Genomic DNA, 26,610 nt, shown 5'->3' with positions numbered 1-26,610 from the left:
TCTCATTTGGTTGGGGCTGAGCTATGATAGGCCGCTATTTTTTTGGCCTCCCGTCAATTTGAAGTCATAACGAGGTGTACCATTTTTTCCCAGATCGCAAACTTTTGCCGCAAAGTGCTCGGCAAGGAAGACGGCGAGCAGTCGGTGGAGTCCCCTATTCCGGCCCGAGTAGCCGGACAACGCCGTACCTTGAGCCGTGACCAGCACCCGATTTCGCGCAAAGAGATCAGCGAGAATGCCCTCAAGGTGCTCTATCGCCTGAACAAGGGGGGCTATGAGGCCTACCTGGTCGGCGGCGGCGTCCGTGACCTGCTGCTCGGGAAGACCCCCAAGGATTTCGACATCGCCACCGACGCGACGCCGGAACAGATCAAGGCGCTGTTCAGCAACTGCCGCCTCATCGGCCGCCGCTTCCGCCTGGCCCACATCGTCTTTGGTCGTGACGTGATCGAAGTGGCCACCTTCCGGGGTCACCACCATCAGGTCAATACCAGCAAGCACGTGTCGGCCCAGTCGGATGAAGGCATGCTGCTGCGCGACAACGTCTACGGCACCATAGAAGAAGACGCCGAGCGCCGCGACTTCACCGTCAACGCCCTCTACTACAGCGCCAAGGACTTCACCCTGCACGACTTCGAGGGCGGGCTGGAAGACTTGGCCGAGCGCAGACTGGAGCTCATCGGCGATCCCGAGACCCGTTACCGGGAAGACCCGGTGCGGATGCTGCGCGCCGTGCGTTTCGCCGCCAAGCTGGACATGACCATCAGCCCGCGCACCGCCGCCCCCATCCGGGAGCTGGCGCCGCTGCTGCAGGACATCCCGGCCGCCCGCCTGTTTGAGGAGACCCTCAAGCTGTTCCTGGCCGGCGACGGTCTCGCCACCTACAAGCTGCTGCGCGAATACGGGCTGTTCCAGCCCCTGTTCCCCCAGGTCGCGGCCCTGTTCACCCCGCACGGCAACTCGCCCTACGAGCAGTTCATCGAGCAGGCGCTGATGGACACCGACACCCGGGTCCGTGAAGAGAAACGCGTTACCCCCGCCTTCCTCTACGCCACCCTGCTGTGGGGTGCCGTCGAGGCCCGTGCACGGGTGCTGGAAAACGAGAGCGGCCTGCCCTGGTACGACGCCTTCATGCTGGCCATCAACGAGGTGCTGGACGCCCAGGTGCGGATCATCGCCGTGCCGCGCCGCTTCACCACGGACGTGCGCGACATCTGGGCCCTGCAACAGCGGCTGACCCGCCGCCAGGGCAAGCATCCCGAGCGCGCCATGGAGCACCCGAAATTCCGCGCGGCGTTCGACTTCCTGCTGCTGCGCAACCGGGTCGAGCGCGGCCTCGGCGAGCTGGCCAGCTGGTGGGAGCGCTATGTGGCCTCCAACCCGGATGTGCGCCCGCAGCTGCAGCGGGAGGCGACCCGCCGCCCTGCGAGCGGCGAACGCGCCGAATCCCGCAGCGGTGATGGCGAGAAGCGCAGCGGCAATGGCCGCAACCGTCGTCGCCCCCGCCGCCGCAAGCCGAAATCGGCAGAGTAAGGATCCGTCGATGATCGAGGTCTTCGTCGCCATCGGTTCCAACCTGGCCGAGCCCCTCGGCCAGGCTCGCCGCGCCATCGCCGCGCTGGCGACCCTGCCGGAGTCCGAACTGCTGCAGACCTCCCACCTTTACGGCAGCCGCCCCATGGGCCCTGCGGATCAGCCTGACTACGTCAATGCCGTGGCGCGGCTCCACACCCGGCTCGGCCCTCTGGCGCTGCTGGATGAGCTGCAGCGCATCGAGCTGGCGCAGGGACGGGTGCGCAAGGATGAGCGCTGGGGCCCGCGGACCCTGGATCTCGATCTGCTGCTGTACGGCGAAGAGATCATCCGGCATGAGCGCCTGACGGTGCCTCACTACGGCATGAAGGAGCGGGAGTTCGTGCTGCTGCCCCTGGCCGAAATAGCCCCCTCCCTGGTGCTGCCCTGCGGCACCCCGCTCACCGAACTGGTTGCCCGCTGCCCGCGCAATGGACTCGAGATCCTGGCCGGCGCGGCAGGCGAGTAGAGAAGAGTAGGAACAACGTCATGAGCAAAATCACCACCACCGGCCTGTTGAAAATGAAACAGGACGGCCAGAAAATCACCGCCATCACCGCCTATGATGCCACCTTTGCCAAGCTGTTTGACGACGAGGGCGCCCAGGTGCTGCTCATCGGTGACTCCCTCGGCATGGTACTGCAAGGGGGGGACGACACCCTGGCGGTGAGCATGGACGAGATGGTCTATCACACCCGCTGCGTGGCCCGCGGCACCAGCAAGGCCCTGGTCGTGGCTGACATGCCGTTCATGAGCTATGCCACCCCGGAGCAGACCTACCAGAACGCGGCGCGCCTGATGGCCGCCGGCGCCCGCATGGTGAAGATGGAAGGGGGCGACTGGCTGTGCGAGAGCATTCGCCACCTGACCCGCAACGGGGTGCCGGTGTGCGGTCACCTGGGACTGACGCCCCAGTCCGTCCATGTGTTCGGTGGCTTCAAGGTGCAGGGCCGTGACGAGTTCCACGCCCAGGAGATCTACCGCCAGGCCCTGGAGCTGCAGGCCGCCGGCATCCAGCTGCTGGTGCTGGAGTGCGTGCCCGTCGCCCTGGCCGAGCGCATCACCAAGGCGCTGCGCATTCCGGTGATCGGCATCGGCGCCGGTCCGGCTACCGACGGCCAGATCCTGGTGATGCACGACGCCTTCGGCATCACCTCCGGCTATGTGCCCAAGTTCACCAAGAACTTCCTGGCCGAGACCGGTGACATGCGTGCCGCCATTCGTCTCTATGTGCAGCAGGTGAGCGACGGGACCTTCCCGGGACCGGAGCACTGTTTCAACTGATGTGATGCCGTCATGCACGCGGGGGCCTGCGCCCCCGCGTCGCCCTCCCCTCTGACTGCATGACCCCTCTCTTTTTTGATTCCTCTGAAGGTGAACTGCCGATGTTGGTTGTGAACAATCCCGCCGCGCTGCGCGAACAGACAGGTCAATGGCATCGCGAAGGCCGTGCCATCGCATTCGTGCCCACCATGGGCAATCTGCACCAGGGCCATCTCACTCTGGTTGAAGAGGCCCGCCGCCATGGCGACAAGGTGGTGGTCAGCATCTTCGTGAACCCCTTGCAGTTCGACAAAGCCGAGGATCTCGCCAACTATCCGCGCACCCTGGAGCAGGACTGCGCCGCTCTGGAGGCCGCCGGGGTGGACATGGTCTTTACCCCGACCCCGGAAATCATGTATCCCCAGGGGCTCGCGAGCCAGACCTTCGTCGAGGTGCCCGGCCTCTCCAGCCTGCTGGAAGGGGCGCTGCGCCCGGGGCACTTCCGCGGGGTCAGCACCGTCGTCACCAAGCTCTTCAACCTGGTGCAGCCTGACGTGGCCTGCTTCGGCCAGAAGGACTACCAGCAGCTCGCACTCATTCGCAAGATGGTGGCCGACATGGCCATGCCCATCGAGATCGTGGGCGTGCCCACGGTGCGTGCCGAGGATGGCCTGGCGCTCTCCTCGCGCAACGGCTACCTGACCGCCGCCGAGCGCGCCCTGGCCCCCGAGCTCGCGCGCACCATGAACTGGATCGCCGAGCAGATCGAAGGGGGGGATCGTCACCTCCCCTCCCTGGTGGCCCGCGCCAGCCAGCGCCTAGACAACGCTGGCTTTCGGACCGATGCCATCGACATCGTCGATGCCGATACCCTGGAGTCCGCCAGCGCCGAGAGCCAGCGCCTGGTGATCCTGATGGCCGCGTATCTGGGCAAGGCCCGCCTTATCGACAACCGCGTGGTCACCCTCAGGGGCTGATCGCGGCAAGGAGAGAAGATGTCCAAGAAGGTTTATTGCATCGCCCAGTTCCAGCCCAAGCCGGGCCAGGAGCAGGCCCTGTTCCGGGTCCTGCAGGGGCTCGAGCCCAACACCCTGCGCGAGGATGGCTGTCTGCAGTACATCGTTACCCGCCACCTCCAGAGCCCCTTCGCCGAGGGGGAGAGTTTCCCCATCGTCTTCAACGAGATCTGGCGCGACATGGCGAGCTTCGAGGCCCACTGCCAGCGCAGCGAAATCAAGGGGTTCTTCGAGCGTTATTGCCTCGCCGATGACGGCCTGGCCGCCAAGTGGAACGTCTGCGTCTACAGCGACGAACCGGCAGACTATGACGCCCCGGCGATCTGACGCCGAACGTGCAAATAAAAAGGCGCCCGAGGGCGCCTTTTTGCTGGCCGGTTTGCGCCTCAGTGGCGCAGACCGGTGCCGCGGGAGATGAGCCACCAGGCCAGCCCGTACAGCACCAGGATGAAGCCGATGATGATGAGATAGGCGGTGCCGAGCGGCACGTCGGAGATGCCGAGGAAGCCGTAGCGGAACGCGTTCACCATGTAGATGATGGGGTTCACCTGGGAGACGCCCTGCCAGAACGGCGGCAGCAGGCTGATGGAGTAGAAGACGCCCCCCAGATAGGTCAGGGGTGTCAGGATGAAGGTCGGGATGATGCTGATGTCGTCGAACGACTTCGCGAACACCGCGTTGATGAGCCCCCCCAGGGAGAACAGGATGGAGGTCAGCAGCACGGTCACGCAGACGCTGAACAGATGGTGGATCTGCAGCGGCACGAAGAACAGCGACACCAGGGTGACGATGAGGCCGACGCAGAGGCCGCGTGCCACGCCACCGCCCACATAGCCGGCGATGATGATGTAGTTCGGCACCGGGGCCACCAGCAGCTCCTCCACGTTGCGCTGGAACTTGGCGCTGTAGAAGGAGGAGGCGACGTTGGAGTAGGAGTTGGTGATGACCGACATCATGATGAGGCCGGGCACGATGAACTCCATGTAGCTGAAACCCCCCATGTCACCGATGCGCGACCCGATGAGGTTGCCGAAGATGACGAAGTAGAGGCTCATGGTGATGGCCGGCGGCACCAGGGTCTGGATCCAGATCCGGGTGAAGCGGCTCACCTCCTTGGCCAGGATGCTCTTGAAGGCGATGTAATAGGTCATGGGGTTCATGCTTTGCGACCCTCCTCTACCAGATTGACGAACAGCTCTTCCAGCCGGTTTGCCTTGTTGCGCATGCTCAGCACCTGCACCCCCTGGGCGGAGAGCTGCTCGAACAGGCTGTTGAGGGACTGGCTCTTCTCCAGCTCCACTTCCAGGGTGTGCTCGTCCTGCATCCGGCCGTTGAACTCGGGCAGGTTCGGCGCCCGGCTGCCCGGCACCAGATCCAGCAGGAAGGTCTCGCGGCCCAGCTTGCCGAGCAGGCTCTTCATGCTGGTGTTCTCGATGAGGCGGCCCTTGTCGATGATGCCGATGTTGCGGCACAGCATCTCCGCCTCTTCCAGGTAGTGGGTGGTGAGGATGATGGTCACCCCCTGCTCGTTGAGCTCCTTGAGGAAGCTCCACATGGAGCGGCGGATCTCGATGTCGACCCCGGCGGTCGGCTCATCCAGGATCAGCAGCTTGGGTTCGTGCATCAGGGCACGGGCGATCATCAGCCGGCGCTTCATGCCGCCGGAGAGGGTACGGGCCGCCATGTCGCGCTTGTCCCAGAGATCGAGCTGGCGCAGGCACTTCTCGGCGCGCACCTTGGCCTCGGCCTTCGGCACACCGTAGAAGCCGGCCTGGTGAGTCACTATCTGGCTCACCTTCTCGAACATGCTGAAGTTGAACTCCTGGGGCACCAGGCCGAGCTGGGCCTTGGCCATCTCCAGATCGGTGTCGATGTCGTAGCCAAACACCTTCACCTTGCCCTGGGTCTTGTTGACCAGGGAGCTGATCACACCGATGGTGGTGGACTTGCCGGCCCCGTTCGGACCGAGCAGGGCGAAGAAATCCCCCTGCTTGACGGTGAGATCGATACCCTTGAGGGCTTCGACGCCCCCCTGATAGGTCTTCTTCAGACCGCTGATTTCCAATGCGTTCATTGCAACCCCTGTGATGGATGAGCCCATCCCGAGACAGAAAAGGCGGCCAAGGCCGCCTGCAAGCAGTCGATGGTGAAACGCCATCCTGCTTTCGCCACTGTGAGCCTGGCTTATTCCTGCGGAACGACCTTGCCGATGAACGGCAGATTACGATATTTCTGGGCGTAGTCGATACCACAGCCCACCACAAATTCGTCCGGAATGGAGAAACCTATCCAGTCTACCGGAACCTGCACCTCGCGGCGGGACGGTTTGTCCAGCAGGGTGCAGATGGCCAGGGACCTGGGTTCGCGCAGGGAGAGGATCTCGCGCACCTTGTTGAGGGTGTAGCCGGTGTCGATGATGTCCTCGACGATCACCACGTCCTTGCCTTTGATGTCGTCATCCAGATCCTTGAGGATGCGCACGTCGCGGGTGCTGTGCATGCCGGAGCCATAGCTGGAGGCGGTCATGAAGTCCAGGGTGATGGGCAACTGGCACTGGCGGCAGAGGTCGGCCAGGAAGACGCAGGAGCCGCGCAGGAGGCCGATCATGACCACTTCTTCGGAGCCCTGGTAACGGGCGGTGATCTCTTCACCCAGTTTGGCGATGCGGGCTGCGACTTCGGCCTCGGGGATCATCACCTCGACAATGTGTTTCATCACATACTCCAATAATGGCCAAAGGGTTATTGGCCGTTCATTAACACCAAAACCGAGGATTCTACCACTCCAACCGAGAGGCGTCAGGCATACGTGATGCTTTTATCGGCTTATTTTACTTGATAGAGTTAGCAAGCCTTCGGGCATTATCGGTGACAATACTATAAACACCATAATCAATAACTATTAGATGAAAATACTATGGAACCACGCGCAGAAATAAGACGTCGAACCCGGCTGTCGCCGGAGGCTCGTCGGGATCAATTGATGGAGTGTGCCGTCGAGGTATTTTCCCGCCGCGGCATCGGCCGTGCGGGGCATGCCGAGATTGCCGAACAGGCCAAGGTCTCCGTCGCCACTGTTTTCAACTATTTCAATACCCGTGAAGATCTGGTCGATGAAGTACTGACGGAGATCGAAGCCTACGTCCAGCAGATCCTTGATCAGGCCTACAACGGCCAGGGATCCGCCAGGGAGTGCATCCACCGCCATGTGAAACTCGCCGTCGATGCGGCCTATGACATGCCGGACCATGCCAGCATCTGGCTGGAATGGAGCTCCTCGGTGCGGGAAGAGGTGTGGCCCCGCTACACCCGGTTGCTGGACAAGATGATGGCCATGATCACCCCCCGTCTCCAGACCGCCATGGACAACGGCGAGATCAAGAGCGTGCTGTCGGCTCAGGATCTGGCCCGCTCCCTGACCGGCTTTGGCTACGTCATGATGCAGATGATCAATCAACCCCAGCGTCCGAACCGGGAAGAGGTGACCGATTTCCTGTTCAAGTATGTGACGGCCCCCATCCAGGCCTGATGTTCCCCCTAACAGAAGCGGCGCCGACCTTCGCAGGTCGGCGCCGCTTCTTTTTATCCGCCTCGCGCCCTATCAGGGCTGGGCATAGCCCCAGCGGTGGGTCAGCTCGTGGGCGATCCCGAGGTGATCCAGGATCCGCGCCACCATGAAGTCCACCAGATCCTCGATGCGCTTCGGCTCGTGATAGAAGCCGGGCGCCGCAGGCATGATGGTCACTCCAAGACGGGCGAGCTTGAGCATGTTTTCCAGGTGGATCGCCGAGAAGGGGCTCTCGCGGGGCACCAGGATGAGCTGGCCGCGCTCCTTGATCACCACGTCCGCCGCCCGCTCCAGCAGGTTGTCCGAGGCGCCGCTGGCGATCGCCGAGACAGTGCCCATGGAGCAGGGACAGACCACCATCTGTTTTGGCGCTGCCGAGCCAGAAGCGACCGGAGAGAACCACTCCGCCGATCCGCAGGCCACTATCTGTCCCTCCTTGGCGCCGTATTGACGACAGAGATAGGCAGACAACTCCTTGGGACCGCCCGGCCAATCCTGCTGCTGCTCGGTCTTGAGCACCACGCGGGCGGCGGAGGAGGCGAGCAGGTAGACCTTGTAGTCCGCCTGCACCAGACACTCCAGCAGGCGCAGGGCATAGGGAGCGCCGGAGGCGCCGGTCAGCGCCAGGGTAATGGCCTTGTTCATCATGCCCCTTGCCGTTCCTGGAGGCGGGCGATCAGCTTGCCATGGATGCCGCCGAAGCCGCCGTTGCTCATGATCAGAATATGATCCCCCGCGCGGCTCTCGGCCACCAGGGTGTCAATCAGCCCATCCAGCTCGTCGAAGACCCGGGCCGGACGGCGCATGTGGGCGGTCACCTCGCCGAGATCCCAGCCGATGTTGGGCGGCTGGAAGAAGAGCACCTCGTCGGCACCCTCGAAGCAGCCCGCCAGCTCCTCCTTGTGCACCCCCAGCTTCATGGTGTTGGAACGCGGCTCCAGCACCGCCAGGATGCGGGCCTTGCCTACCTTGGCGCGCAGGCCGCCGAGGGTAGTCTCGATGGCGGTGGGGTGGTGCGCGAAGTCGTCATAGACGCTGACACCCGCGACCTCGCCCTTGAGTTCCATCCGTCGCTTGGGGGACTTGAACCGGCACAGGGCCGCAATGCCGTGCTCCACCATGACGCCCGCATGACGTGCGGCGGCGATGGCCATCAGGCCGTTGTTGACGTTGTGCTCGCCGATGCACTCCCAGCGCACCTCCCCCTGCTTCTCGCCATCCAGCCACACCTCGAAGGCGGAGCCGTCGTCGGCCAGCTTGACCGCCTTCCACTTGGCGTCGTCCTGACCCACCAGCTCCACCTCGCTCCAGCAGCCCATCTCCCGCACGGCGGTGAGGTTGTCATCTGCCTGGGGGAACAGCACCCGGCCGTTGCTCGGCACGGTGCGCATCAGGTGGTGGAACTGGCGCTGGATGGCGGCGAGATCCGGGAAGATGTCCGCATGGTCGAACTCCAGGTTGTTCATCACCAGGGTGCGCGGATGGTAGTGGACGAACTTGGAGCGCTTGTCGAAGAAGGCGCAGTCGTACTCGTCCGCCTCGATGACGAAGAAGGGGGCAGAGCCCAGGCGCGCGGAGACCGGGAAGTTGCCCGGGACGCCGCCGATGAGGAAACCGGGTTCGAGCTTGGCGTACTCCAGCACCCAGGCCAGCATGCTGGCGGTGGTGGTCTTGCCATGGGTGCCCGCCACGGCCAGCACCCAGCGATCCTGCAGCACGTGCTCCAGCAGCCACTGGGGGCCGGAGATATAGGGCAGGTTGCGATCCAGCACATACTCCACGCAGGGGTTGCCACGGCTCATGGCATTGCCGATGACCACCAGATCCGGGGCCGGGTCGAGCTGGGAGGGATCATACCCTTCGGTCAGTTCGATGCCCTGCTGCTCGAGCTGGGTGCTCATGGGGGGGTAGACGTTGGCGTCCGAGCCGGTGACCCGATAGCCAAGCTGCTTTGCCAACACCGCCAAACCACCCATGAAGGTGCCGCAGATCCCGAGAATGTGAATGTGCATACCACTGCCTTTTCCAGTAAAGGGAGTGCGCATTCTAGGATCTGTTGACCTGATGGCACAAGCCGCGACCATGGCGAGAGGAGAGTCGGCCATGGCAAGACGACAGAAATCGGACAATGCCGGGAGAGATGGCATCCCTGTACCCGGCTCCCTGCCCTCGAAATATGGTCATTTCACGGGACATCGCTATAATGTCGGCCTGCAAACTTGACTCCAACACTCAAAGGAAACGTCATGAGCCTGAACCTGGTACCGGCCGGCAAGAGCCTGCCTGACGACATCTACGTCATCATCGAAATCCCGCAGAACGCCGACCCGATCAAATACGAAGTCGACAAGGACAGCGGCGCCATCTTCGTTGACCGCTTCATGTCCACCCCGATGTTCTACCCGTGCAACTACGGTTATGTGAACGCCACCCTGTCCCTGGACGGGGATCCGGTCGACGTGCTGGTTCCGACTCCCTACCCGCTGCTGGCCGGCTCCGTCATTCGCTGCCGCCCGGTCGGCGTGCTGAAGATGACCGACGAATCTGGTGAAGACGCCAAGATCGTGGCCGTACCGCACTCCAAGCTGACCAAGCAGTACGACCACATCCAGGATGTGAACGATCTGCCCGAGCTGCTGAAAGCCCAGATCCAGCACTTCTTCGAGCGCTACAAAGAGCTGGAAGCGGGCAAGTGGGTCAAGGTCGAAGGCTGGGGCGACAAGGCCGCTGCCGAAGCAGAGATCAAGACCTCTGCCGAGCGTTACGCTGCAAAATAAGCGTATCCTTCGTGAAAAAGGCGCCTCAGGGCGCCTTTTTTATTGGTCGTTGCGGGGACGGACCGGGAGGATCCCCCTGAATGTAGAGGTCGCGCCCGTTTTGCCGATAGGGGCGGTAATAGTCGTCACCACAGCGGTACTCCTGCCCGGCGCCCCCCACCACCTCGCAATTGACCGGCAGCACCTCCAGCCACTTGACGGCCTGCTGGAAGCGCAGCCACTCCTGCCACTCATGCTCCCGCGCCAGTTTATCCCGCAGCGCGAAGGTGTCCGCACTGGAGAGCCCCTGATTGACGATGACCTGCCCCGCCTGTGCCGACGACGTTCCCAACACCAGCAGAAGCACTGGAACCAGCTTCATGATCATTTCCCGCATGACTTATTTCCCAAATTAAATTTAAAACCAAATCAGACTATTACCAATATTCCCATCACCAGACCAATCCAAATGCCAGTCACTCACCTAGTTGTTTATTATCGACCCTGGCTGGACGCACACCATGAAACTGGCATTAGGGCTGCTATGGAGCCTGCTTCTCGGTTCCACTGCGGGGGCCAACGAGATCAATCTGAGCTGGCAGTGGCAATCCGCCGACGGGCAGCGCAAGCACCTGCAACTGACCAAGGATGAGCGCGTCTTCTCCGCCAGCCGCCACGAGATGACGCAACTCGATACCGCCCTCAACTTCCCGCTGGAGACGCTCTACTCCTACATCAGCCCGCGCCTCTACAACAGCATCAACCAGATCAACGAGCACAGCCCCGAGACCGCGACCAAGTTCCGCAACCTGGAGCAGGCCTTCACCCTGCACGACAGCAGCTTCGAATCCATCCAGTTCTGGCAGGCCTACCGGCAATATCAGGAGGATGCCTTCTACCAGATGCGCGTCCAGCCCTGCATCCACCCGGCCAATCAGAAACTGCCCTGCGTGCGTCCCAACTATTCCCAGCTGTTCTACCAGTTCAAGGGGGATCTCAAACCCCTGGCCCGGCAGTTTCTGGCCAAGGACCTCGCCACCAGCGTCGCCCTGGTGCAGGAGTGGCTGAGCGGCATCCCCACCCCACCCGAGCAGATGGACCACTTCGCGCCGCCCTTGCAAGCCTTGCAGGCCAACAAGGCCGACAGCGACGAGAAGGCGCTGCTGATGGCCAGCCTCCTGGCCGAGCTCGCGCCACAATACAGTCTCAGCATCATCTACCCGAACATCAGCATCGGCAGCGTCTCGCCGGCCTGGCTCGCCATCACGGCGGACAGCGGCCTGCAAGGGGATACCCTGGTGATCGGCAACCAGCGCCACGTGCTGCTGACCGGCTCCCCCCTGTTGGCCCAGCAGATGACCATGGCCCAGATCCCCCTGGTGAGTGAACCCCTCTACTGAACACCGCCATCAATATTTGATTTTCACCGGCATCGTGCCATCCTTGCCGCCCTCCTTCGGGGGTGGGAAAAATCACTGGCACAGCCACCACCCCACCCTCGAGGATTTAACACTTTTTAAACAGATCCGATCAGTTTAGGATGTCCAGGGTCCCATTCCCTCGATCCAAAAATCGTTATAACATCACAAAGGAGTGTCATACGGATGAAACATCTCGTGCTTACTCTGGCGCTGCTGCCAACCCTGGCCATGGCTCACAACTTCAAGGAGTCGGCCCAGGTGCCGCTGGTCAATATCAGCGACAGCGGGGAGCTGGTGCTCAAAGAGAAAGAGATCGGCTATCAACCCTGGCAGAGCAAGGTGTTGAACGGCAAGGTCTTCCTGATCCAGCACATCGCGGGTCGCTCCAGCGCCAAGGAGCTGAACGCCCCCATGATCGAGGCGATCAAGGCGGCCAAGCTGCCCCACGACAAGTACCAGACCGTGACCATCATCAACAGCAATGATGCCATCTGGGGCACGTCCGGCTTTGTGAAGAGCAGCGCCGAGGACAGCAAGAAGGAGTTCCCCTGGTCCTCCATGGTGCTGGATGCCAAGGGCATGGCCCGCAACGCCTGGGATCTCGCGCCGGAGAGTTCGGCCATCATACTGCTGGATAAAGAGGGCAAGGTGCTGTTTGCCAAAGATGGCCAGCTCGATGCCACCGAGATAACCAAGGTGATGGGGCTCATTCAGTCCCACATCTGAGTCAGAGAAGAGGGGCGCTGATGGCGCCCCTTTCATAGGGGTCTATGGGTCGTACCAAGCTGAAGATCTGGTTGTTGCTGCTGGGCTGGTTGTGGTTGCAACCGGTGCTGGCACAGCATCCGCTCGAAGCCGACCTGCCCGGTCACAGCCACGCCTGCATCCTCTGCGCCCTGCATCTGGATGGCAAGCTGGCGCTGACCCCGACCCTGCCCGCCCCGCTTTTGCAGATTACCGCCGGCCTGCTCGCCGATGCGCGTCTGCCCGCCATAGCGTCCACCCCGTCGACCCGCTGCCGCATTCGTGCCCCGCCACTGCTTCATCCCTTCTCCGGTTAAATCTATTTCTTCCAATTTTTTCAAAGGATTAACGATGAAAGCAGTCACCCTGTTGCTGGCCGCCGCCGCTTTTGGCGCCCAGGCTAACCACGATGAACACGACAGTCACGGCCACGGTGCCCACGAACACGGCCACGGCCACCTCAATCTGGTGCTCGACGGCAAGCAGCTGATGATCGAGTTGCAGGCCCCCGCCGCCGACCTGGTGGGTTTCGAACACGCTGCCAGAAGCGACGAGGAGAAGGCCCGCTATGCCGAGGCCATGACCCTGCTCAAGCAGCCCGACGCCCTCTTTCGCCTCGACCCGGCCGCCGGTTGCACCCTGACCCAGCAGGAGCTCAATGTCCCCAAGGAAGATCACGACCATGACCATGACCATGACCATGACCATGACCATGACCATGACCATGACAAGGCTGCCAGCGATCACGATGACCACCATCACGATGACGCCGGTCATGCCGATCTCGGGGCCATGTATACCTACACCTGCGAGACCCCGGCCAAGCTGACCGGCCTGGAGGCCACCCTGTTTGGCCGCTACCCGAGCCTGGAGAAGCTGAGCGTGCAGGGCATACTGCCCACCGGCCAGACTGCGGCCGAGCTCACCCCGTCCGCCAACAAGCTGAGCTGGTAACGCCATGAACAATGCCGTGGTTGAGATCCGCGATCTGGCCTTTGCCTGGCCGGGTCACGAGGCTGTCCTCGATCTGCCCGCCCTTCGTATCCAGGAGGGGGAGCGCGTCTTCATCAAGGGGCCGTCGGGCTGTGGCAAGTCCACCCTGCTCGGCCTGCTGGCCGGGATCCAGACCGCCGACCACGGCACCCTGGAGGTGCTGGGCCAGCCCCTGGCCCGGCTCTGTGGCCGTGCCCGCGACCAGTTCCGAGCGGCCAATCTGGGATACATCTTCCAGCAGTTCAACCTGCTGCCGTTTTTATCCGTGCAGGACAACGTGACCGCTGCCCTCACCTTCTCCCCCGCCAAGCGGGCTCGCCTCAAAGGGAGCCCGGAGCAGGAGGCCCGCCGCCTGCTGGGGGAACTGCAATTACCAGCCGAAGCGCTGCATCGCCCCGTCCATGCCCTCAGCATCGGCCAGCAGCAGCGGGTGGCCGCCGCCCGGGCGCTCATCGGCTCGCCGCCGCTGGTGATCGCCGACGAGCCCACCTCGGCCCTCGACACCGACAACCGGGCCGCCTTCATCAAGCTGTTGTTCGAGGAGTGCGACCGGCAGGGCTCGACCCTGATCTTCGTGAGCCACGACCCCTATCTGGAGCCGCTCTTCCCCCGGGTGGAGAACCTGCAACAGCTCAACCGGAGGGCCGCATGATGACCCGCACCTGTTTGTCCGCCTTCCCCCGCCACGCCTCGCCGCGGAGGTGCCTATGCTGACCCTCGCCCTCAAGAGCCTCTGGGCCCGCCGCCTCACCGCCGGGCTCACCCTGCTGGCGGTCGCCATCAGCGTCACCCTGCTGCTCGGGGTGGAGCGGGTGCGCAGCCAGGCGCGCGACAGCTTCGCCAATACGGTATCGGGGACCGATCTCATCGTCGGCGCCCGCTCCGGCCAGGTGAACCTGCTGCTCTACTCGGTGTTTCGCATCGGCAACCCCACCAACAACGTGGGGTGGGAGGCCTATCAGGCCATCAAGGCCAGGCCCGGCATCGCCTGGACCATTCCCCTCTCCCTTGGCGACTCCCACAAGGGGTTCCGGGTGCTCGGCACCAACGGGGACTACTTCACCCACCTGAAGTACGGCCAGCAGCAGTCCCTGCAGCTGCGCGAGGGGCGGCCGTTCGAGACGCCGTTCGAGGCGGTGCTCGGTGCCCAGGTGGCCGAAAAGCTCGGCTACAAGCTGGATCAAGCCATCGTCATCGCCCACGGCGCCGGCAGCACCTCGTTCAGCCAGCACGACAACCTGCCGTTCAAGGTGGTGGGGATACTGGCGCCGACCGGCACTCCCATCGATCGCACCATCCATGTGCCGCTGGCGGGGATAGAGGCGATCCATCTGGGCTGGGACACCGGCCGCCACAGCAAGAACGTCACCCCCGAGCAGGCGCTGGCGCAGGATCTGACCCCCAAGACCATCACCGCCTTTATGGTGGGCCTCAGCAACCGGATATTGGCGTTCCAGCTGCAACGCGGCATCAACACCTACCCGCAGGAGCCCCTGATGGCGATTTTGCCGGGGGCCGCCCTGCAGGAGCTCTGGGGGCTGATGAGCGTGGCGGAGACCGCGCTCTCGGTCATCGCGGGCTTTGTGGTGGTGGCGGGGCTCATCGGCATGTTGACCACCCTGCTCGCCGGCCTCAACGAGCGGCGCCGCGAGCTCGCCATCCTGCGTTCCCTGGGGGCTGGCCCCGGCCACCTCTTCCTGCTGCTGGCGCTGGAAGCCATGGCCCTCACCGCCGCAGGCATCGCCCTCGGGGTAGCCGCGCTCTATCTCGGCCAGGGGCTTGCCACCCCCTGGCTGCTCAGCCACTATGGCCTGCAACTGAGCCTGGGGTTGCCGAGCGCCTACGAATGGCAGCTGCTGGGGCTGGTCTGGCTGGCGGGCATGGTCATCGGCCTGCTCCCCGCCGCCCGCGCCTACCGCTACAGCCTGAGCGATGGCATGAGCATCCGGATATGACGATGACACGATGAACGGGGGCTGCACTGCCGCCCGCGTCCACTCTGCAATACAGCCCGCGCGATGGCATGAGCATCCGGATATGACGATGACACGATGGACGAGGGCAGCCCCCCCGCCCGCGTCCACTCTGCGATACCGCCCGCGCGATGGCATGCGCATCCGCGTCTGACCCTGGACGCACCCGACAAGAGAAAGAAGGACAGAAAAATGAAGTGGAACATAGTGGCGCTGCTGGCCAGCCTGCTGGTACTGCCCGCCATGGCAGCCGATTACAAGACCATCGACTGGGATGTGCTCATCCCGGAAGGGGAAAAACTGCTGCCCCCGCCCCAGGTGAGCCATGACGGCAACCTGGCCTCGGTGCCCCAGCCCGTGGGAGGCGTCAACAAGAAGCTCGACCAGCAGGAGGTGCGCATCCCCGGCTTCGTGGTGCCCCTGGAAGGGGATGCCAAGACGGTCACCGCCTTCCTGCTGGTGCCCTACTTCGGCGCCTGCATCCACGTGCCGCCGCCCCCCACCAACCAGGTGATCTACGTGAGCTACCCCAAGGGAGCGCCGGTGGATGACCTCTGGGACGCCATCTGGGTCAAGGGCAAGATGCGCACGGTCAGCTCCAGCCACGAGATGGCCACCGCCTCCTACTCCATGGAAGCGGTCGACGTCAGCGTCTACGAAGAGTAAGCCCCTGATGGCCTCCTGCAGGAGGCCATTTTCTTTGCCGTGGTCACCCCGCCAAGGGGATTGTCCGGGCGCACGGTTGGAGTAACATTCACTACCGGACCCCGCGATCACGGAGCCAGCATGGCTGACCTGCCCCCCAAGAAAGAGAGTTCCATCCTGAGCAGCCAGGAGCAGACCCTGCGCCTGGCCCGCAGCCGTGGCATCGATGGCATGCTCACCCGCAACAGCGACAGCACCTTCGAGCAGCGCGCCCAGTTTCGCCAGCTGGCGGAACAGGCCGCCCGCCAGCGCAACCTGGAAGCCATCATGGTGATGGCCACCCGCCACTGCGCAGAGACGGCCGCCGGCGGCGAGATGGACGGCGACTGGCTGACCCGCTTCCTGCAACTGGCGGAAGACATCAGCATGGTGCCCATGCAGCAGCTGTGGGGGCGGATCTTCGCCCTGGAGGTGGCGACCCCGGGTCGCTTCTCCATCCGGGCCCTCAATACCCTCAAGGAGATGACCCAGCGGGAGGCCCAGCTGTTCCAGCGGATCTGCGCCCTCTCCTGCCACTACGAGGGGAGCGACGAGCAGCGCCTGCTGCTCGGCATGCACAAGGGGGCGGGGCTGCTGAGCCGCGCCAAGGTCACCCGCATGGGGCTCGGCAAATACCGGGTGCCCTACAGCGCCCTGCTGCTGCTGTGCGATCTCGGCCTGCTGCACCGTGGCGAACTCGAATCCGGTCCCCTGCCCGCCGAGGGCGTCGAACTGGCCTTCGGCAACCAGCGCTGGCGCCTGCGCCTGCGCCAGAGCAACCTCACCCTGCTCTACTACCGGCTCACCCCCATCGGCAACGAGCTCGCCCTCTTGCTGGAGGAGCCGCCTCTCGAAGAGTACCTGCAGGATCTCAAGACCCTGCTCTCCACCCACCTCCAGATCGAGACCCAGATCCCCGCGAGCACGGCCGACACGCCCGCCTGATCTCTTCGGTACCCCGGGCGGCCCCTTGCCAAATTGCGAAACCGCCCCCGCCGTTGCCAAAATGGCTCTCAAAAAGCGAATCGATTCAACCCGCTACCGAGACCCTGCCGCCCCTTTTGGCTCTTTACGGACCTTGGTCGAACATTATTCGCCTTGAGCGCCTTTTGAGCGTTTTCGACCACTCTGGTGCACGACTTGCAACGGGACTCATCACCTCGTCACAGTCGGACACTGCCATGAGAATCAACCAACCCGTTACCCAGCGTGAGCGCCTCTACCCCGAGCACCAGAACCTCATCTCCACCACGGATCTGGATAGTCGCATCACCTATGCCAACGACGAGTTCTGCCAGATAGCCGGCTTCACCCTGGCGGAGCTGCAGGGCGCGCCGCACAACCTGGTACGCCACCCCGACATGCCGCCCCAGGCCTTCGCCGACATGTGGGCCCACCTGCGGCAGAGGAAGAGCTGGATGGGCCCGGTCAAGAACCGCTGCAAGAACGGGGATCACTACTGGGTCAATGCCTTCGTGACCCCCATTCAGGACGCGAGCGGCAAGGTGGTGGAGTACCAGTCCGTGCGCACGGCGCCGGACGAGGGGGTCAAGCAGCGGGCAGAACGCGTCTACGCCGCCCTGCGCGAGGGCAAGACCCCCCTGCCCCTGCGCCTGCCCCCTTTCTCCCACACCCTGGGGATCCTCCTCTGCCTGCTGTTGGGCCTCGCAGCCCTGCTTGCCTTCGGCTACCAACAGGGCATCGGTTGGCCCCTTGGCCTCGGCGCTCTGCCCCTGGTGCTGGCGCTCGTCATCAACCAGGTCCTCTCCCGCCGCCTCGCGCGACTCGACAACCTGGCCCGCAGCCGCTTCGACAATCCCTTGATGCAGCTGCTCTACACCGGCCGGGTCGATCGCCTGGCCGCCGTCGAGCTCGCCATGAAGATGAACCAGGCGGAGTTCAATGCGGTGCTGGCCCGCACCCAGCAGACCTGCCAGCAGATCCTGACTTCCGCCCAGACGGATCTGCACAACGCCGAGACCATCACTGGCAACCTGCAGCAACAGCAGGCCCAGACCAGCCAGGTGGCGACCGCCATCACCCAGATGGCGGAGTCCATCCGCGAGGTCTCCCACAGCTCGACCGCCGCCTCCGACCGGCTGGACGAGACCGCCGACCTGTTCCGGGAGGGCAATCGCAGCGTGCAGGCCACCATCGAAGAGGTGGAGGGGATGCACGGCGAGCTCATCACCTCCCGCGCCGTGATCGAGGCCCTGGCCGGCCAGTGCCGGGCCATCGACGGCATCCTGGACGTCATCAACAACATCGCCAACCAGACCAACCTGCTGGCCCTCAACGCCGCCATCGAGGCGGCCCGGGCCGGCGAGGCGGGCCGCGGCTTCTCGGTGGTGGCGGACGAGATCCGTTCCCTGGCCATCAAGACCCAGTCCTCCACCGGCGAGATCCAGAAGATGATAAGCCTCTTGCAGGCCAGTGCCGGGGATGCGGAGCAGGCCATGGCGCAAGGGGAGAAGCTCTCCGCCAGCTGCCGCCTCAAGGCCGCCGCCACCGGCGACGTGCTGCAACAGATCAGCGATCGCCTGCTGCAGGTGGCCGCCGGCAGCAACCAGATCGCCCAGGCGGTGCAGGAGCAATCCCAGGTCACGGCCGACATAGACCGCAGCGTGCTCAGCATCAAGACCCTGGCGGACGACTCCAGCCAGGGCAGCCGTCACGCCGTGCAGGGCATAGTCCAGCTGGTGCGCCAACTCGGCGAGCTGGAGCGGCTGGTGCGCCAGTTCCAGCCACACCCGGCCCCGCCCTCCCCTGCCGGCGGCCCCGAGCTGACCCTGAAAGCCCCCGCGGCCCTCGCCGCCCGCTGACCCGCTCCCGAGAAGACGAAGGGGCCCGGCATCATGACCGATACCGGGCCCCTTGCGCGAAAGTCCCCCTGATAGCGCCGACAGCAGCCCTTGTCCCAGCGCCCTGGCGTACCGGCCATGGCATAGCGCCCTCGCAGGGTCGAGGGGCGCATCACCGAGCACGTCGGCCCCCCATCAATGCCCGACCAGATTCTCACTCCAGGATTCTCACTCCAGATAGCAACCGCCCCATTCCCATGCACCCTGGGCGCGGGGACGCCCCATCACCCCACCATGTCACTCAATTTATTGATCTTGCCCGAGAAACGACCAATTTCCCCTTCCCTACCCGGCCCCGTTCGGTAACATTATCGTTTGGAAACCCTCTCGTCGGAGTCAGCCATGAGCCAGACCAGAGCTACACCGCAGGGAAAGCGCAGCAGGCTGGAGGCTGAGATTCAGGGGCGGTAGCCTTGCCGGTGCTTTCCTCGGCCCACTCCCTCACTGTTTCTTTTTTCGCTGGTAATGATTGTGCTCAAAGGGGAAATCAAGCGAATGCGTCAAGCTTCAGAGGCAGAAACATAACTCATTGATTTTTAATATTATATTTATTATCTGTATCTGGACGGAGCGGAGTTAGATGGCCATAGGGAATCGCATGGAAGTAGATAATATAAAGCTATACATAGATGGACGTTGGGAACTCACTGACCTGAATGTTCTTACGAGAGTCTATATTCAGCTCTACGGCTTGCTCTATTCCCTTGATGTGGCTGATGACTATCTAGATGACGAGATTCAGTACATTTATGGGAAATATCCTTGGCGTGGTGGGTTTAGCGCAGTTAACTTCTATCAAAACTTATTCGCCAAAATGCCACGTGAATACAAGCCTAGTATTAAATCAATTCAGTATGCTTCTCCCGGATTTATAGAGCTATCCCAGATAGTAGAAGTAGCGAAAGATGTTGCTCAAATTGTTGGGTATGTCTCGGCCGCTCTCCTTGCAGGAAACAAAACCTACAGTGTTATTCACAAAGGAATGAGCGAAAGAAAACTAATGAGACTTAATCTTCGAAGTGAAGAACTCAGTCTTTTAGAGAAGGAAAAGACATTTATTCATAATTCAGTTGTGGAAATATCTAATTTAATGGGTGTAAAAAAAGAAACTCTAGCTACACTTTATTTTCGCAATGAAAACAATGAACTTGCGGTTTTAAAAATACTTGCCTCAGTGTATCGGCGCGCACGAGAATTAGCGAAATTGCAAAATAAACAGAAACTAGACTTGCAGCAAGCGCATCGTGAGCGGTCGTCAACTAACAAGCAAAGGTAGTCGGACGCGTAAACGCGCCTCTGCTTTGAGCATTAGATTACTTGTTCTTTATCTATAGCAATTTAGGGCTTTTTATGGATCATGAGTTCGATGAGAAAAATCCCAAAATGGCCGTTGAGTTCTCGAACTCTAATCGTGAAAAAATGATTAGACTGTTCCCTTCCTCCCTGTCTAAAAAAGAAGAAGGCTTATATCTTAGAATAACAAAAAGCAAGACTAATTACCTAAATAAGTTATCTTCCTTGTTCTCAGAAATGAATGAGATTTATGCTTATGTAGATAAATTCACACCTTGCAAAAAAGGTTGCTCTCATTGTTGCCATATTCCAGTATCAGTTTCCGAGCTAGAAGCGGAGTACATAGAGAAATCCTTAAAGATCAAGAGAAAAGCATTCTCTGCATATGACATAACGCAGAATAAACCATGCCCCTTCCTAAAGGACAACGGTTGTAGCATATACAATGTGCGACCATTTGTTTGTAGAAGGCATGTTGTGTTAACAAAAACATCCTATTGGTGCGAACTTGAGCGTTGCAACCAAGAAACAATGCCACTATTAAATTTCACTGAAACCCAGAAAAGCTTTGAACATTTAATTTACGAGTCGGGTAAAAATATATTCTTTGATATACGAGAAATATTTTGACATCTTACAACACAACAAGTCATTGGTGTTAAACAGTCACGCAGCCTAAAAATTGAAACTTATACCTCAGCATGTGAGTCAAACCGTTACGCATGTATTACAACAATTGGATGTAGCCGATGAACTCTATAGCAAAAAAAGAACTGATCATTCTTATTATATCGATTATGGAAAATGCATTAAATAATTTAGCAAAAGATCCAGAGCTAATGGCGGATATTTTGGATAAAGCCAAGAGCATTGATGATTGGCTTCAGGAAAAGTTAGGTTGCATCAATAAACCAAATACTGAAGAAAGTATACAACTAGCAATTGAGACATCAATTGCTCGTGATAAAGAAACTATATGCTCTATTATTGCCGTCATTACTACACTTTATGCGACCAGAAGTGTTGTGAGAGGCGCGAATATTGGCGGAACCCTTCTTAAAGAATTTGGAGAGGACGTATTCCCCCACATCGCCGAACATGAGTTAAGATATGCAAAGCATGTAAACTCTCAGATTAAAGAGCATATCCAGATATCTGTACTGGACTCGTTCGATGAGACAATGTCAAAGTATGACTTTGATAAACATGTAGACTTTTCAAATTTAGGTATTCAGGCAGGATATAGTTATTGGGCGTCAGCATCTTGCGTTAGCGTTCATGGATTAACAAAAATCCTATTAAGTCATGGCCCACGAGCATTGAAGGCAATTAAGTCTTTGCTGCGGATGTCTGTTACATAAAAGTTTAAGAGTAACTCCAAACGCTTGGAATTTTTAGTTCATTCACTAAATTAGAGAGCAGCCTTTGGCCACCCCCTCTAATCAGCCGAGGGAAACCGCGCAGCGGTCGGATTGACGGGGGTTGTACTGCTCGATTGGCGACTTTTCTTTAGCCACGTAAAGATAAGTAGCCCACCACAGCCCGCTGTGATTGTAATGAGATCCATATGCCATGGGCTTGGCTCCTCATAGCGTAGAGAGGGGACAAACACCCCCTCCGATATAAATATTCAGTGCGGACAATCTACCTTAATCGATCAACCCCCGCTGCCTTAGAGCAGTAAGCAACTCATCTACCAGCGCTTCCACCGGCTTGCCGGCGTTCAGCAGATGGATTTCTGGCTGCTCGGGGGCCTCGTAGGCGGAGTCGATACCGGTAAAATTCGTGATCTCCCCTGCCCGTGCCTTCTTGTAGAGCCCCTTGGGGTCGCGCTCTTCACAGACGGCGAGCGGCGCATCCACAAATACCTCGACGAACTCCCCTTCACCCACGAGATTGCGCACCAGCTCCCGCTCGGCACGGAACGGCGAGATAAAGGCGGTGAGGACGATAAGTCCCGCATCCACCATCAGTTTCGCCACCTCGCCAACCCGGCGGATGTTCTCCTGACGGGCGGCGTCATCGAAGCCGAGATCCCCGCACAGGCCGTGGCGCACATTGTCCCCATCCAGCAGATAGGTGTGCTTGCCCGCAGCAGCCAGCGCCTGCTCCAGCGCCCCCGCCAGGGTGGACTTGCCCGCCCCCGAGAGCCCGGTGAACCAGATCACCAGGGGCTTTTGCCCTTTCAGTTCGGCCCTACGCTCTTTGACCACGGCATGGTCGTGCCACACGATATTGCTCATTTAACACTCCTTGTGACGCTCACGCCTTTACGCCAGCGCCTTGGCTTTCTGCCTTAACATAAGCGGCCTTAGCGACCTTAACACGGCCCCGATATCAGCCCTTAAAACGGAAACAGCAGGGGCACCATGACGATCACCCCGATGCTGTACGCCAGGGAGACCGGCAGGGCCAGCTTGAGGTAGTCCGGCATCTTGTAGTTGCCCGCCGCATAGACCATCAGATTGGTCTGGTAGCCGTAGGGCAAAATAAAACTGGAACTCGCCCCGAACAGCACCGCCAGAATGAACGGCATGGTAGAGACGTCCATGCTGAGCGCCAGCTGGTATCCCATGGGGAAGGCCAGGGCCGCCGCGGCGTTGTTGCTCATCAGCTCCGTCAACACCAGGGTGAACAGGTAGATGCCGATAAAGGCGACGAAGGGGCTGGCGCCGTTGAACTCCCCCATCAGCCAGTCGGCGATGAGCTTGGCCAGGCCGCTCTGCTCCAGCTGATCGGCGATGGCCAGCGCCCCGCCCACCACCAGCCAGATATCCAGCGGAAAGCGGCGGCGGATCTCGTCCAGGGTCAGGATGCGGGTAAACAACAGCACCACCAGCATCACCAGCAGCCCCTTGAAGAGCGGCACCAGCTCGAATACCGACAGCGCCAGCACCCCGAGGAAACCCAGCACCACGGCGGCGCTGCGCTTGCCATCGAGCCGTGTCGAGGCCTCCAGCCCGCTCACCACCACGAACTCCCGGGAGAGGGACTTGTTGCCCGCAAACTTGGGGCCGGGGGCCAGCAGCAAGGTGTCCCCTGCGTGCAGTTCAATCTGGCCGAGGCCGCCGGTGAGCTGGGTCTCGCCCCGGCGCACCGCCAGCACCACCGCATCGAAGTGGGTACGAAACTCGGCGTCCTTGATGGTCTGACCCACCAGGCGCGAGCTGTGGCTGACGATCACCTCCACCAGGTGCTGGCCGTTGAGGCGGTGCTGGCCGTAGAGATCCAGCCCCTTGAGCTCCTGCAGCACGCCGACGCTCTCCACATCGCCGCAAAACAGCAGCATGTCCCCCTCGTGCAACTCGTGCTCCGGCTGCACCGGGCAGATCACCTGATCGCCCCGGATGATCTCTGCCAGATAGAGGCTCTTCAGGCTGCGCAGGCCGTTCTCCTTGACGCTGCGCCCGGCCATGGGGGAGCCGGGGCCCACCTTGGCCTCGAGAAAGTAGCCGGATTCCCGGCTCATCTCGGTGTCCTGCTCCGGCAGGTGGCGGGCAAACAGCAGCACGGCGACCAGGCCGGTCAGCAAAGTCCCCGCCCCCACCATGAAGAAGTCGAACATGCCGAGCGGCTTGGCCCCCATCTTGATGAGGAAGCTGTTGACGATAAGGTTGGTGGAGGTGCCGATCAGGGTCAGCACGCCGCCAAAGGTCGCCGCGAAGCACATGGGCAAGAGCAGCCGGGAGGGCGCATGGTTGGGGTTGCGTTTGACCGCCCCCAGCATGGAAGCCACCACGGCGGTGTTGTTGACGAAGGCCGACAGGAAGGCGGTGGAGAACCACACCTTCACCAGCACCTTGTTGAAGGAGCCGGTGCCCACCAGGTTGGCGAACCAGCTCATGACCCGGGTCTTCTCCACCGCGAGCGACACCAGCAGGAGCAACACCAGGGTCAGCAGGGCACTGTTGGTGTAGCCCGCCACCACGGCGTTGATGTCCGCCAGGCCGCTCAGGTAGGTGATGAGCACGGCGCCCGAAAAGAGCAGCGCCGGGCGGAGTCGGCCCTGGATCAGCAGGGCGACGAGGGCAGCCAGCAGACCCAGCACCAGGGATTGTTGCCAGGTCATGGGCTTATTCCTTGCTTGCGTCGTTGCTGATGGTCAGCGCCTGCCAGTGGGGGAAGTGCTTGCGCACCAGGGCGTTGAGCTCGATTTCGAACTCGCTGTATTGCCCTGCCACGGCCTTGGCCGCCAGCCCTTCCACTATCATGCCCGCGCCCACGGTGACGTTGGTCAGCCGGTCGATCAGGATGAAGCTGCCGGTATCGCGGATCTCCTGGTAGGGGTCGAACGCCACCGGGTCGGTCAGGCTGAATTCGCACAGGCCGATCTCGTTGAGCTTGAGCTCGGAGGCCGGCAGCTCGTCGAGCTTGTTGATCTCGATACGGTGGCGGATGGCCTCCACCTGGCCACGGCTCTTCTTGGTGGCCAGCTTGACGTCATAGACCCGACCCGGTTGCAGGGACTCCTCCCCCATCCAGACGATGTGAGCCAGCACGTTCTGGGTCACCTGGGGCTTTTTCGCTGCGTCCACCAGCAGGTCGCCCCGGCTGATGTCAATTTCGTCCGCGAAGGTGACCGTGATGGCCTGACCCGGCAGGGCGTATTCCAGATCCCCGTCGAAGGTGACGATGCGGGTCACCGTGCTCTCCTTGCCGGAGGGCAGCACCGCCAGGCGGTCGCCAACCCGCAGGATGCCGGAGGCGAGCGTGCCCGCAAAGCCGCGGAAGTCCAGATTCGGGCGATTCACGTACTGCACCGGCAGGCGCACCGGATGGCGCTCCAGCTCGCGCTCCACCTCGGCAGACTCCAGCAGGGAGAGCAGGGTCTCCCCCTCGTACCAGGCCAGCTTGTCGCTTTGGTTCACCACGTTGTCACCGTCCAGCGCCGAGACCGGCACGATGTGGATGGTGTCGACGCTGAGCTTCTTGGCGAACTCGCGATACTCGGCGCTGATGCGCTCGAACACCTCCTGGCTGAACCCCACCAGGTCCATCTTGTTCACCGCCACCACAAACTGTTTTATCCCCAACAAACTGGCGATAAAGCTGTGGCGACGGGTCTGATCCAGCACCCCCTTGCGGGCGTCGATCAGGATGATGGCGAGATCGCAGGTGGAGGCACCGGTGGCCATGTTGCGGGTGTACTGCTCGTGGCCCGGGGTGTCCGAGATGATGAACTTGCGCTTGGCGGTGGAGAAGTAGCGGTAGGCCACGTCGATGGTGATGCCCTGCTCGCGCTCCGCCTGCAGGCCGTCTACCAGCAATGCCAGGTCCAGCTTCTCGCCGGTGGTGCCGAGCTTCTGGCTGTCGGACTCCAGCGCCTTCAACTGATCTTCATAGATCTGCTGGGAGTCGTGCAGCAGGCGACCGATGAGGGTGCTTTTGCCGTCGTCCACGCTGCCGCAGGTGAGAAAGCGCAGCAGGCTCTTGTGTTGCTGGGCGTGCAGGTAGGCTTCGATGCCCTGTTCGCTGATGGCGGTCTGAATATGGTTGTTCATGATGCGATTCCTTAGAACATTTTTTTAGAAATAGCCCTGACGCTTCTTCTGCTCCATGGAGCCGGCCTGATCGTGGTCGATGAGCCGCCCTTGCCGCTCGCTCGAGGTAGTCAGCAGCATCTCTTCGATGATCTCCGGCAAGGTGGTGGCATTGGACTCGATGGCCCCGGTCAGCGGGTAGCAGCCGAGGGTACGGAAGCGCACCAGCTCCTGTTTCACTTCGTCGTCCGGGCCGATGGGCATGCGATCGTCATCCACCATGATCTTGATGCCGCCGCGCTCCACCACGGGGCGCATGGCCGCGAAATAGAGCGGCACTATGTCGATGTTCTCGAGATAGATGTATTGCCAGATGTCCAGCTCGGTCCAGTTGGAGAGCGGGAAGACCCGGATGCTCTCACCCTTGTTGACCTGGCTGTTGTAGACGCGCCACAGCTCGGGGCGCTGGTTCTTGGGATCCCAGCGGTGGGACTTGTCGCGGAAGGAGTAGACCCGCTCCTTGGCCCGGGACTTCTCCTCGTCGCGGCGGGCACCGCCGAAGGCGGCATCGAAGCCGTATTTGTTCAGCGCCTGCTTGAGCCCCTCGGTCTTCATGATGTCGGTGTGCTTGCTGCTGCCGTGCACGAAGGGGTTGATGTCCATGGCGAGCCCGTCCGGGTTCTTGTGAACGATGAGATCCAGTCCGTACTTCCTGGCGGTCTCGTCGCGGAACTTGATCATCTCCTTGAACTTCCAGTTGGTGTCCACATGGAGCAGGGGGAAGGGGATCTTGCCCGGATAGAAGGCCTTGCGGGCCAGGTGCAGCATGACGGAGGAGTCCTTGCCGATGGAGTACATCATCACCGGGTTTTCAAATTCGGCAGCCACCTCGCGGATGATGTGGATGCTCTCGGCTTCCAGTTGCTGCAGATGGGTCAATCTTTCACGGTCCATGTCTGGGTCCTCGGTTCATTGCTATCGCACCTG

At 61.3% G+C, this 26,610-nt stretch carries 29 protein-coding genes; 19 read left to right on the top strand and 10 right to left on the bottom strand.

Going from position 1 to position 26,610, the window contains the following annotated elements:
* Positions 1-42 precede the first annotated feature (42 nt).
* The 5 genes from pcnB (at position 43) to I6L45_RS10135 (ending at position 4,178) form a co-directional block, all read left to right on the top strand.
* Complete coding sequence (pcnB, locus tag I6L45_RS10155) at positions 43-1,533, top strand: polynucleotide adenylyltransferase PcnB (RefSeq protein ID WP_043764198.1); 1,491 nt, start codon at positions 43-45, stop codon at positions 1,531-1,533.
* 10 nt (positions 1,534-1,543) lie between these two features.
* On the top strand, positions 1,544-2,041 hold the full coding sequence (folK, locus tag I6L45_RS10150) for a 2-amino-4-hydroxy-6-hydroxymethyldihydropteridine diphosphokinase (RefSeq protein WP_134697006.1): 498 nt from the start codon (positions 1,544-1,546) through the stop codon (positions 2,039-2,041).
* Between the two features lie 20 nt (positions 2,042-2,061).
* The gene (gene panB / locus I6L45_RS10145; protein WP_134697007.1) at positions 2,062-2,856 is read left to right on the top strand and encodes a 3-methyl-2-oxobutanoate hydroxymethyltransferase; all 795 of its coding nucleotides are present in this window, start codon (positions 2,062-2,064) and stop codon (positions 2,854-2,856) included.
* A gap of 101 nt (positions 2,857-2,957) precedes the next feature.
* Positions 2,958-3,812 (top strand): pantoate--beta-alanine ligase, encoded by an 855-nt coding sequence (panC, locus tag I6L45_RS10140; RefSeq protein ID WP_134697008.1) that lies wholly within the window; start codon positions 2,958-2,960, stop codon positions 3,810-3,812.
* An 18-nt stretch (positions 3,813-3,830) separates the two neighbouring features.
* Positions 3,831-4,178 (top strand): putative quinol monooxygenase, encoded by a 348-nt coding sequence (locus I6L45_RS10135; protein WP_216984120.1) that lies wholly within the window; start codon positions 3,831-3,833, stop codon positions 4,176-4,178.
* Positions 4,179-4,237: 59 nt separating this feature from the next.
* On the opposite strand, the gene I6L45_RS10130 is transcribed toward I6L45_RS10135, so the two are convergent.
* The 3 genes from I6L45_RS10130 to hpt all read right to left on the bottom strand — a co-directional run bounded on the left by I6L45_RS10130 (position 4,238) and on the right by hpt (position 6,566).
* On the bottom strand, positions 4,238-5,011 hold the full coding sequence (locus tag I6L45_RS10130; protein ID WP_043764194.1) for an ABC transporter permease: 774 nt from the start codon (positions 5,009-5,011) through the stop codon (positions 4,238-4,240).
* On the bottom strand, positions 5,008-5,925 hold the full coding sequence (locus I6L45_RS10125) for an ABC transporter ATP-binding protein (protein WP_216984119.1): 918 nt from the start codon (positions 5,923-5,925) through the stop codon (positions 5,008-5,010). Before I6L45_RS10125 ends, I6L45_RS10130 begins: the two co-directional genes overlap by 4 nt.
* A gap of 110 nt (positions 5,926-6,035) precedes the next feature.
* The gene (hpt, locus tag I6L45_RS10120) at positions 6,036-6,566 is read right to left on the bottom strand and encodes a hypoxanthine phosphoribosyltransferase (protein WP_043764192.1); all 531 of its coding nucleotides are present in this window, start codon (positions 6,564-6,566) and stop codon (positions 6,036-6,038) included.
* Between the two features lie 201 nt (positions 6,567-6,767).
* On the opposite strand from hpt, the gene I6L45_RS10115 reads away from it, so the two are divergent.
* Positions 6,768-7,379, top strand: a complete 612-nt coding sequence (locus I6L45_RS10115) for a TetR/AcrR family transcriptional regulator (RefSeq protein ID WP_043764191.1) — start codon at positions 6,768-6,770, stop codon at positions 7,377-7,379.
* Positions 7,380-7,451: 72 nt separating this feature from the next.
* On the opposite strand, the gene I6L45_RS10110 is transcribed toward I6L45_RS10115, so the two are convergent.
* Positions 7,452-8,063 (bottom strand): flavin prenyltransferase UbiX, encoded by a 612-nt coding sequence (locus I6L45_RS10110; protein WP_043764215.1) that lies wholly within the window; start codon positions 8,061-8,063, stop codon positions 7,452-7,454.
* Positions 8,063-9,430, bottom strand: coding sequence for a UDP-N-acetylmuramate:L-alanyl-gamma-D-glutamyl-meso-diaminopimelate ligase (gene mpl, locus I6L45_RS10105; protein WP_216984118.1), 1,368 nt, complete (start codon positions 9,428-9,430; stop codon positions 8,063-8,065). Before mpl ends, I6L45_RS10110 begins: the two co-directional genes overlap by 1 nt.
* Positions 9,431-9,664: 234 nt before the next feature.
* Here mpl and ppa point away from each other — a divergent pair, with 234 nt between their 5' ends.
* The gene (ppa, locus tag I6L45_RS10100) at positions 9,665-10,195 is read left to right on the top strand and encodes an inorganic diphosphatase (protein WP_005335667.1); all 531 of its coding nucleotides are present in this window, start codon (positions 9,665-9,667) and stop codon (positions 10,193-10,195) included.
* Between the two features lie 25 nt (positions 10,196-10,220).
* Here the strand turns inward: ppa and I6L45_RS10095 are convergent, their stop codons facing one another.
* On the bottom strand, positions 10,221-10,571 hold the full coding sequence (locus I6L45_RS10095; RefSeq protein ID WP_210547819.1) for a hypothetical protein: 351 nt from the start codon (positions 10,569-10,571) through the stop codon (positions 10,221-10,223).
* Positions 10,572-10,695: 124 nt separating this feature from the next.
* On the opposite strand from I6L45_RS10095, the gene I6L45_RS10090 reads away from it, so the two are divergent.
* From I6L45_RS10090 to I6L45_RS10035, 12 genes are all read left to right on the top strand, one after another.
* On the top strand, positions 10,696-11,574 hold the full coding sequence (locus I6L45_RS10090) for a hypothetical protein (RefSeq protein ID WP_210547820.1): 879 nt from the start codon (positions 10,696-10,698) through the stop codon (positions 11,572-11,574).
* A 204-nt stretch (positions 11,575-11,778) separates the two neighbouring features.
* Positions 11,779-12,321, top strand: a complete 543-nt coding sequence (locus I6L45_RS10085) for a YtfJ family protein (RefSeq protein ID WP_043764188.1) — start codon at positions 11,779-11,781, stop codon at positions 12,319-12,321.
* Positions 12,322-12,365: 44 nt separating this feature from the next.
* Positions 12,366-12,656, top strand: a complete 291-nt coding sequence (locus I6L45_RS10080) for a hypothetical protein (protein ID WP_216984117.1) — start codon at positions 12,366-12,368, stop codon at positions 12,654-12,656.
* A 34-nt stretch (positions 12,657-12,690) separates the two neighbouring features.
* Positions 12,691-13,293, top strand: coding sequence for a DUF2796 domain-containing protein (locus I6L45_RS10075; protein WP_216984116.1), 603 nt, complete (start codon positions 12,691-12,693; stop codon positions 13,291-13,293).
* A gap of 4 nt (positions 13,294-13,297) precedes the next feature.
* Positions 13,298-13,984, top strand: coding sequence for an ABC transporter ATP-binding protein (locus tag I6L45_RS10070; RefSeq protein WP_216984115.1), 687 nt, complete (start codon positions 13,298-13,300; stop codon positions 13,982-13,984).
* Between the two features lie 55 nt (positions 13,985-14,039).
* The gene (locus tag I6L45_RS10065) at positions 14,040-15,287 is read left to right on the top strand and encodes an ABC transporter permease (protein ID WP_216984114.1); all 1,248 of its coding nucleotides are present in this window, start codon (positions 14,040-14,042) and stop codon (positions 15,285-15,287) included.
* Positions 15,288-15,497: 210 nt separating this feature from the next.
* Positions 15,498-15,971, top strand: coding sequence for a DUF3299 domain-containing protein (locus I6L45_RS10060; RefSeq protein ID WP_216984113.1), 474 nt, complete (start codon positions 15,498-15,500; stop codon positions 15,969-15,971).
* Between the two features lie 120 nt (positions 15,972-16,091).
* Complete coding sequence (locus tag I6L45_RS10055) at positions 16,092-16,934, top strand: TIGR03899 family protein (RefSeq protein WP_216984112.1); 843 nt, start codon at positions 16,092-16,094, stop codon at positions 16,932-16,934.
* 236 nt (positions 16,935-17,170) lie between these two features.
* Positions 17,171-18,811, top strand: coding sequence for a PAS domain-containing methyl-accepting chemotaxis protein (locus I6L45_RS10050; protein WP_216984111.1), 1,641 nt, complete (start codon positions 17,171-17,173; stop codon positions 18,809-18,811).
* 637 nt (positions 18,812-19,448) lie between these two features.
* Positions 19,449-20,126, top strand: coding sequence for a hypothetical protein (locus I6L45_RS10045; RefSeq protein ID WP_216984110.1), 678 nt, complete (start codon positions 19,449-19,451; stop codon positions 20,124-20,126).
* 74 nt (positions 20,127-20,200) lie between these two features.
* A complete protein-coding gene (locus I6L45_RS10040; RefSeq protein WP_134694691.1) occupies positions 20,201-20,773 on the top strand; it encodes a YkgJ family cysteine cluster protein in 573 nt (190 codons plus the stop codon).
* Positions 20,774-20,892: 119 nt separating this feature from the next.
* Positions 20,893-21,504 (top strand): hypothetical protein, encoded by a 612-nt coding sequence (locus I6L45_RS10035; protein WP_157005398.1) that lies wholly within the window; start codon positions 20,893-20,895, stop codon positions 21,502-21,504.
* Positions 21,505-21,792: 288 nt separating this feature from the next.
* On the opposite strand, the gene cysC is transcribed toward I6L45_RS10035, so the two are convergent.
* From cysC to cysD, 4 genes are all read right to left on the bottom strand, one after another.
* Positions 21,793-22,386, bottom strand: a complete 594-nt coding sequence (gene cysC, locus I6L45_RS10030) for an adenylyl-sulfate kinase (protein WP_216984109.1) — start codon at positions 22,384-22,386, stop codon at positions 21,793-21,795.
* 101 nt (positions 22,387-22,487) lie between these two features.
* Positions 22,488-24,212 (bottom strand): SLC13 family permease, encoded by a 1,725-nt coding sequence (locus I6L45_RS10025; RefSeq protein ID WP_210547831.1) that lies wholly within the window; start codon positions 24,210-24,212, stop codon positions 22,488-22,490.
* A gap of 4 nt (positions 24,213-24,216) precedes the next feature.
* Positions 24,217-25,644 (bottom strand): sulfate adenylyltransferase subunit CysN, encoded by a 1,428-nt coding sequence (gene cysN, locus I6L45_RS10020; RefSeq protein WP_134694687.1) that lies wholly within the window; start codon positions 25,642-25,644, stop codon positions 24,217-24,219.
* 24 nt (positions 25,645-25,668) lie between these two features.
* Positions 25,669-26,577 carry a sulfate adenylyltransferase subunit CysD gene (cysD, locus tag I6L45_RS10015; protein WP_210547833.1) on the bottom strand — a complete coding sequence of 303 codons (909 nt, stop codon included), beginning with the start codon at positions 26,575-26,577 and terminating at the stop codon, positions 25,669-25,671.
* Positions 26,578-26,610 lie beyond the last annotated feature (33 nt).

Origin of the sequence: Aeromonas sp. FDAARGOS 1415, from assembly GCF_019048365.1 — a bacterium.
In the GTDB taxonomy this organism is placed as follows: Bacteria; Pseudomonadota; Gammaproteobacteria; order Enterobacterales; family Aeromonadaceae; genus Aeromonas; species Aeromonas taiwanensis.
This window is presented reverse-complemented; position numbering and strand designations above follow the sequence as displayed.